This window comes from Pseudomonas sp. WS 5071, from assembly GCF_012985765.1.
Taxonomy (GTDB): Bacteria; Pseudomonadota; Gammaproteobacteria; order Pseudomonadales; family Pseudomonadaceae; genus Aquipseudomonas; species Aquipseudomonas lundensis_A.
In genome coordinates this window covers 39504-46187 of record NZ_JAAQWY010000037.1, presented here as the reverse complement: position 1 = coordinate 46187, position 6684 = coordinate 39504, and the positions used below count along the sequence as shown (strand labels likewise).

Here is a 6684-nt window from a genome sequence, read left to right as displayed (position 1 = left end):
CGACCTGGCTACCGAATTTCTTGACGACCATAGAGCATTGGAACCACCTGATCCCATCCCGAACTCAGCAGTGAAACGATGCATCGCCGATGGTAGTGTGGGGTTTCCCCATGTGAGAGTAGGTCATTGTCAAGATTAAATTCCAAAATCCCTGTCTGCTCACGCAGACAGGGATTTTGTTTTTGTGGCTGAAAAAGAGCGTGCACGCCATCTCTACGCTGGACACTCCTTACCCCGTCCCCGCACGCATTTCAGCTTCTATGCAATCTGCTAGCTCATCGTTATGATGCGTGCCTGATAGTGAGGCGATACTTGCATGCTGACGTTGTTGAAACTCCTTAAGGATGGCCACTTTCACTCTGGGCAGGCATTAGGCGCCCAATTGGGTATAAGCCGCAGTGCTGTATGGAAGCAATTACAAAGATTAGAGGCGGACTCAAATCTGTCTATCCATAAGGTTCGTGGTCGAGGCTATCAATTAGCATCCCCTCTGGATCTTCTAGATGAGGCAGGCTTCTCGAACAGCTGTTATCCCGTACATCTCCACGAAATAGTGGACTCAACCAATGCGGAAGCATTTCGTCAGATCAATAAAGGGCATTCTGCGCCTTACGTGATTGTCGCTGAACAGCAAAATGCCGGGCGAGGGCGCAGAGGGCGGAATTGGGAAAGTCCTTTTGCGCAGAATGTTTACTACAGTTTAGTGCTTCGAGTGGATGGTGGGTTGCGTCAGCTGGAGGCGCTGAGTCTTGTGGTCGGTCTTGCTGTATTGAATACGCTTAAAGATTTCGGTCTACAGGCAGTGGGGCTGAAGTGGCCTAACGATGTATTGGTTGGCGACAAGAAGATCGCTGGAATTCTATTGGAGTTAGTCGGTGATCCCGCAGACGTATGTCACGTTGTCATAGGTATTGGTATTAACGTAAATATGAGAGCCGCCACAGGCGTGGGCCAACCCTGGACGTCAATGAGCTTGGAAACCGGCATGAGAGTTGAGCGTAATGAGGTTATAAACGCGCTGAATAAACGGCTGAAAAATTATTTGAACGCTCACGCAGTGACGGGGTTTTCTTCGTTTCATGCTGAGTGGGAGAAGAATCACGTGTGGCAAGGTCGCGATGTTTCATTGATGGCTGGCTTGCACCAGGTTGATGGGGTTGTGGTCGGTGTGGATCAGCAGGGAGCATTGCGCTTGTGCGTTAATGGTGAATTGAGAACGTACAGTGGCGGCGAGCTTAGTTTGAGATTGCGCGATGATTCTTGAGCTCGATTGCGGTAATAGCTTCATCAAATGGAGAGTGCTTGATTCCAAAGGGCCGGTGACTGGAGGAATTGCTGATTCAGAAGGTGGATTAGTCTCTGCTATTTTGGCCCGCCCCGATTTGAATATCACACATTGTCGTATGGTCAGTGTGCGCAGTGACGTAGAAACATCGCAGCTGATTGCGGCGCTTGCCTCAGAATTTTCTATTGAGGTTTTATGTGCGGTCCCCGCTCCTAATCTTGCGGGAGTGACTAATGGCTACGAAGACTTTGAGCGTCTAGGCCTGGATCGATGGCTCGCCCTCGTTGGAGGATATGCATTAGTTGGTGGGGCATGCCTAGTCCTCGACTTGGGTACAGCAGTCACTGCGGACTTTGTCTCAAATGATGGGCTGCATATCGGAGGGTTTATCTGCCCTGGAATGCCGCTTATGCGTAATCAATTACAAACTCACACGCGTCGCATCAAATATGACGTTGCATCGGTCACGGGGGCAATGCAGCGTATTGAGCCCGGACGCACGACAATTGAAGCTGTAGAGCGGGGCTGTTTACTTATGCTGCGTGGCTTTGTAGCTACACAAATACAATTGGCGCGCGAGTACTGGGGCGATAATTTCAAGATATTGCTTACGGGTGGGGATGCAGATTTGATTGCGGATACAGTGCCTGAAGCACGGGTAGTCAAAGATCTGGTGTTTGTCGGACTGGCTGTCGCCTGTCCTTTTTCTTGAGGTGCCTATGCGTTGGTTGTTGATGTTGCTGGTGGTGTTGAATGTCTTTTATTTCATCTGGCATCAACAAGAGGCGCCTCTGAGGGGTAAGGAGATAATTTCGTTATCTCTGTATAAGGGTAGCAAGCAGGATATTCGACTTCTCAGTGAGGCCGGCGCTCAAAAGCTGCCAGTTGAGGATGGTGGATGCATTTATCTACGAGTTTTGGGTTCTGGCGGTGAAGAAAAAGAAATTCTTCAGAAGATGATGGATAAGAAACTGCTGGTGGAGCAGATAGGTGAGGGCGCTCTCTTTAAGGTGATGAGCGCAGGTCCGCCTATGAAGGGTAATCAGGACGTATTGAATCTTCTGAATGAATTCAAGGAGTTAAAAGTTGAAAAAAACCCATGCTAGGGGTTGCAGCTTGTCACGTGTTTGCATAGAATGGCGCCCGCTCCACAGTGATAGTCGAAAACGAGTCTGGCTGTGAAGTAAGTCGATATGCTAACTCAATGATTTTATTGAGAAAGTGGTTGACAAAGGGTTGGGATGATGTATAATCCCGCTCAGCTCAGGAGGGGTTCCCGAGCGGCCAAAGGGATCAGACTGTAAATCTGACGTCTACGACTTCGAAGGTTCGAATCCTTCCCCCTCCACCATATTTGCGCAAATCAGCATAATTTGCGGGTGTAGTTTAGTGGTAGAACCTCAGCCTTCCAAGCTGATGATGCGGGTTCGATTCCCGCCACCCGCTCCATATATGCTGGTTTACAGGTTTTTGCTCTTGTAGCTCAGTTGGTAGAGCACACCCTTGGTAAGGGTGAGGTCAGCGGTTCAAATCCGCTCAAGAGCTCCATAATTCAAAGGCAGATATGAAAATATCTGCCTTTGTTTTAGCGGGCTGAAAGGCTTGTGTGGAGTGTTTGCCGGTTGGTGCCTTGTGGCGCTTACTGCTCCGGATTGTAATTGCTGTTGTGGGTTGCACGCATTCTGCTCCTTGCATCGTCATTTTGCTGTTGTTTGGCTAGTTTGGCGGAAGCGGTTGCATTTGTTGTTGAAAAGTCTCTCTCGAGGCTGCATAATTCGCGGCTCGATAATGTTTTAGGTCAGTAGCTCAATTGGCAGAGCGACGGTCTCCAAAACCGTAGGTTGGGGGTTCGATTCCCTCCTGACCTGCCAGATTCGCTCATTGCGTCTGGCTTTCTTTTCACAGGATCCTCTTTGATGACTCCCAAGGCTGAAGTTCAAGGCTCTCGCTTCGATCTCCTCAAGTGGCTGGCAGTTGTTGCCCTTGTTGCGGTAGGCGTTGTTGGGAATCAGTATTATTCTGGTTCGCCGATCCTGTATCGTGTCATTGCACTTCTTGTTCTTGCTGCAGTCGCTGTCTACGTAGGCTTGCAGACTGCTAAGGGTAAGTCGTTTGCTGTCCTGGTAAAGGAAGCTCGTATTGAGATTCGTAAAGTCGTATGGCCAACTCGCCAAGAAACTACGCAGACTACTCTGATTGTTGTAGCTGTTGTTCTAGTTATGGCGTTGCTGTTGTGGGGGCTTGATTCCCTGCTCGGCTGGCTTGTTTCCTTGATTGTTGGCTAAGGGTGTCCCGTGGCTAAGCGTTGGTACGTTGTGCATGCTTATTCGGGTTACGAAAAGCATGTTATGCGCTCTTTGATTGAGCGCATCAAGCTGGCAGGCATGGAAGATGGCTTCGGCGAAATTCTGGTTCCCACTGAAGAAGTGGTTGAAATGCGTAATGGCCAGAAGCGCAAAAGTGAACGCAAGTTCTTCCCTGGTTATGTGCTGGTCCAAATGGACATGAACGAAGGTACTTGGCACTTGGTCAAGGATACACCTCGCGTCATGGGCTTCATTGGCGGCACCGCTGACAAGCCAGCGCCGATCACAGATAAAGAAGCAGAAGCAATTCTGCGTCGTGTTGCTGATGGTAGTGATAAGCCTAAGCCGAAGACGTTGTTCGAGCCGGGCGAGGTCGTTCGTGTCACAGACGGTCCTTTCGCTGACTTCAACGGTACAGTCGAAGAGGTTAACTACGAAAAGAGTCGCATCCAGGTGGCTGTGCTCATTTTCGGTCGCTCTACTCCGGTAGAGCTAGAGTTCAGTCAGGTCGAAAAGGTCTAACTGAATACGCATCCCAACCCCATGGCTTCGCCGTGGGGTTTTGTCGTCACTGGGATAAACACGCAAGTAGCCGGGGAGCCTTTCTTAGGCGTCTGAACCCGTAATTGGAGTGCCTCATGGCCAAGAAAATTACCGCTTACATCAAGCTGCAAGTAAAGGCCGCTCAGGCCAACCCAAGCCCGCCTGTTGGTCCAGCTTTGGGTCAGCACGGTGTGAATATCATGGAATTCTGCAAAGCGTTCAACGCCCGTACTCAAGGCATTGAACCAGGTCTGCCGACTCCTGTGATCATCACTGTTTACAGCGACCGTAGCTTCACGTTCGAAACCAAATCGACTCCTGCTTCGGTTCTGCTGAAGAAAGCTGCCGGTTTGACTAGCGGTTCCGCTCGTCCAAACACCGTTAAGGTTGGCACCGTTACTCGTGCTCAGCTGGAAGAAATCGCGAAAACCAAAAACGCGGATCTGACTGCAGCTGATATGGAAGCAGCCGTGCGTACCATCGCCGGTTCTGCTCGTAGCATGGGCCTTAACGTGGAGGGTGTGTAATGGCTAAGCTGACTAAGCGTCAAAAGGCAATCGCCGGTAAAATTGAAGCTGGCAAGTCTTACAACTTCGTAGACGCTGCTGCTTTGCTGGCTGAGCTGTCGACTGTTAAATTCAGCGAGTCCTTTGATATCGCCGTAAATCTGGGCGTAGACCCGCGTAAATCTGACCAGGTAGTTCGTAGCGCAACTGTGTTGCCACACGGCACTGGCAAGACTGTACGTGTAGCTGTCTTCACCCAGGGTCCAGCTGCTGAAGCTGCTCTGGCTGCAGGTGCTGATCGCGTAGGTATGGACGATCTGGCTGCTGAAATGAAAGGCGGCGACCTCAACTACGACGTAGTTATTGCCTCTCCGGATGCAATGCGTGTTGTTGGTCAGTTGGGTCAAATCCTTGGTCCGCGCGGTCTGATGCCTAACCCTAAGGTTGGTACTGTGACTCCAGACGTTGCTACCGCGGTTAAAAACGCTAAAGCTGGTCAGGTTCGTTATCGCACTGACAAAAACGGTATCATCCACACCTCCGTTGGCAAGATCGGTTTCGACGCCGTTCAGCTGAAGGAAAACGTTGAAGCCCTGATCGCTGATCTGAAGCGTATCAAGCCTGCTTCCTCGAAAGGTATTTACGTCAAACGCGTTACCCTGAGCACCACAATGGGCCCAGGCTTGGTCATCGACCAAGGTTCCCTGGACGCGTAAGACAAATCTGGTGCATGTAAATGTGCCGATTGAAAGATTGGGGTCCCTGCCTGGCGGGGGCTATCCAAGACCGTAGGCGACGCAAGTCTTAAACCTCAAGCCTACGCAGATGGTGCTCCCGGTTCCTTACCGAATCAGACACCAAAACGACATCCGGCCTCGGTTGGATGAAACGGTAACAAGCAGGAGTTAAACCCGTGGCAATTAAACTCGAAGACAAGAAGGCCATCGTCGCTGAAGTCAACGAGGCTGCCAAAGTTGCCCTGTCTGCTGTTGTGGCTGATGCCCGCGGCGTGACAGTTGGCGCTATGACCGGACTCCGTAAAGAGGCTCGTGAAGCTGGTGTTTACGTACGTGTTGTACGTAACACACTGCTAAAGCGCGCTGTTGCTGACACTGAATACAGTGTTCTCAACGACGTGTTCACTGGCCCGACCTTGATCGCATTCTCGAATGAACATCCTGGCGCTGCTGCCCGTTTGTTCAAAGAGTTCGCGAAAGGTCAGGATAAGTTCGAGATCAAGGCAGCTGCGTTCGAGGGCAAGTTCCTCGCAGCTAATCAGATCGACGTACTGGCAAGCCTGCCGACCCGTGACGAAGCAATTTCTCAGCTGATGAGCGTGATTCAAGGCGCAACCAGCAAATTGGCTCGTACTCTGGCAGCACTTCGCGACCAGAAAGAAGCAGCTGCAGCTTAAGGCTAAGCGACTTTTTTCAGCGTTTATTGTTTATTTCGATGGCCGCTTAGGCTGTCACCCCAATACAGGAATATATAGTCATGTCTCTGACTAACGAGCAAATCATCGAAGCAATCGGCGAAAAATCCGTTCTGGAAATCGTTGAGCTGATCAAGGCAATGGAAGAGAAGTTCGGCGTTTCCGCTGCTGCTGCTTCTGCTGGTCCTGCTGCTGCCGCTGCTGTTGTTGAAGAGCAAACTGAATTCAACGTTATGTTGACTGAAGCTGGCGAGAAGAAAGTTAACGTGATCAAGGCTGTACGTGAGCTGACTGGTCTGGGCTTGAAAGAAGCCAAGGCAGTAGTTGACGGCGCTCCAGCTATGGTTCTGGAAGCTGTTTCCAAAGACGCAGCTGACAAAGCCAAGGCTACCTTGGAAGAAGCAGGCGCTAAAGTCGAGCTGAAGTAAGCATCGACCTTGCGTCTCCAGCCCAAGCGTTAAGCTGAGGCTGATGGCTGGTGGCTCTTGCCACCGGCCTTTTTCCGTTATTGGCTTCCGACTGGGTCGGCGCTTTTAACGTGCTGTAACCACCCTGTGCGGTGGAGCAAACCAAGGGGTTTGCACGATTTTCTGGCTGCTCCCGTCGGGAGGG

9 protein-coding genes, 4 tRNA genes and 1 rRNA gene are annotated in these 6684 nt (G+C 50.9%); all 14 read left to right on the top strand.

The features are described from left to right. The first annotated feature begins 19 nt into the window (after window positions 1-19). Window positions 20-135 (top strand): 5S ribosomal RNA (gene rrf, locus HBN61_RS19930). Window positions 136-316: 181 nt separating this feature from the next. Then, window positions 317-1264, top strand: coding sequence for a bifunctional biotin--[acetyl-CoA-carboxylase] ligase/biotin operon repressor BirA (gene birA, locus HBN61_RS19925; RefSeq protein ID WP_170047710.1), 948 nt, complete (start codon window positions 317-319; stop codon window positions 1262-1264). Further along, complete coding sequence (locus tag HBN61_RS19920) at window positions 1254-1997, top strand: pantothenate kinase (RefSeq protein WP_094992104.1); 744 nt, start codon at window positions 1254-1256, stop codon at window positions 1995-1997. Before birA ends, HBN61_RS19920 begins: the two co-directional genes overlap by 11 nt. A gap of 7 nt (window positions 1998-2004) precedes the next feature. After that, complete coding sequence (locus HBN61_RS19915; RefSeq protein ID WP_094992105.1) at window positions 2005-2391, top strand: hypothetical protein; 387 nt, start codon at window positions 2005-2007, stop codon at window positions 2389-2391. Window positions 2392-2551: 160 nt separating this feature from the next. Continuing rightward, window positions 2552-2636 (top strand) — tRNA-Tyr (locus HBN61_RS19910). Between the two features lie 24 nt (window positions 2637-2660). Further along, window positions 2661-2734, top strand: a tRNA-Gly gene (locus HBN61_RS19905). A 23-nt stretch (window positions 2735-2757) separates the two neighbouring features. After that, a tRNA-Thr gene (locus tag HBN61_RS19900) sits at window positions 2758-2833 on the top strand. Window positions 2834-3080: 247 nt separating this feature from the next. After that, a tRNA-Trp gene (locus tag HBN61_RS19895) sits at window positions 3081-3156 on the top strand. 45 nt (window positions 3157-3201) lie between these two features. Beyond that, entirely contained in the window at window positions 3202-3570 is a 369-nt protein-coding gene (gene secE / locus HBN61_RS19890; protein ID WP_094992106.1) for a preprotein translocase subunit SecE, read from the top strand. Between the two features lie 9 nt (window positions 3571-3579). Next, window positions 3580-4113: a transcription termination/antitermination protein NusG gene (gene nusG, locus HBN61_RS19885; protein WP_094992107.1), complete on the top strand. Its 534-nt coding sequence runs from the start codon at window positions 3580-3582 to the stop codon at window positions 4111-4113. Between the two features lie 116 nt (window positions 4114-4229). Continuing rightward, the gene (rplK, locus tag HBN61_RS19880; RefSeq protein WP_008008888.1) at window positions 4230-4661 is read left to right on the top strand and encodes a 50S ribosomal protein L11; all 432 of its coding nucleotides are present in this window, start codon (window positions 4230-4232) and stop codon (window positions 4659-4661) included. Then, window positions 4661-5356, top strand: coding sequence for a 50S ribosomal protein L1 (gene rplA, locus HBN61_RS19875; protein ID WP_016779167.1), 696 nt, complete (start codon window positions 4661-4663; stop codon window positions 5354-5356). The genes rplK and rplA overlap by 1 nt, the downstream gene beginning before the upstream one ends. A 197-nt stretch (window positions 5357-5553) precedes the next feature. Next, window positions 5554-6054: a 50S ribosomal protein L10 gene (gene rplJ, locus HBN61_RS19870; protein ID WP_003444392.1), complete on the top strand. Its 501-nt coding sequence runs from the start codon at window positions 5554-5556 to the stop codon at window positions 6052-6054. 80 nt (window positions 6055-6134) lie between these two features. Then, window positions 6135-6500: a 50S ribosomal protein L7/L12 gene (gene rplL / locus HBN61_RS19865; RefSeq protein ID WP_094992108.1), complete on the top strand. Its 366-nt coding sequence runs from the start codon at window positions 6135-6137 to the stop codon at window positions 6498-6500. The last annotated feature ends 184 nt before the right edge of the window (window positions 6501-6684 follow it).

Bases quoted from the DNA above. Each gene is read 5' to 3' on its own strand.
- birA (WP_170047710.1), top strand. From the start codon at position 317: ATGCTGACGTTGTTGAAACTCCTTAAGGATGGCCACTTTCACTCTGGG.
- HBN61_RS19920 (WP_094992104.1), top strand. From the start codon at position 1,254: ATGATTCTTGAGCTCGATTGCGGTAATAGCTTCATCAAATGGAGAGTG.
- HBN61_RS19915 (WP_094992105.1), top strand. From the start codon at position 2,005: ATGCGTTGGTTGTTGATGTTGCTGGTGGTGTTGAATGTCTTTTATTTC.
- secE (WP_094992106.1), top strand. From the start codon at position 3,202: ATGACTCCCAAGGCTGAAGTTCAAGGCTCTCGCTTCGATCTCCTCAAG.
- rplK (WP_008008888.1), top strand. From the start codon at position 4,230: ATGGCCAAGAAAATTACCGCTTACATCAAGCTGCAAGTAAAGGCCGCT.
- rplA (WP_016779167.1), top strand. From the start codon at position 4,661: ATGGCTAAGCTGACTAAGCGTCAAAAGGCAATCGCCGGTAAAATTGAA.
- rplL (WP_094992108.1), top strand. From the start codon at position 6,135: ATGTCTCTGACTAACGAGCAAATCATCGAAGCAATCGGCGAAAAATCC.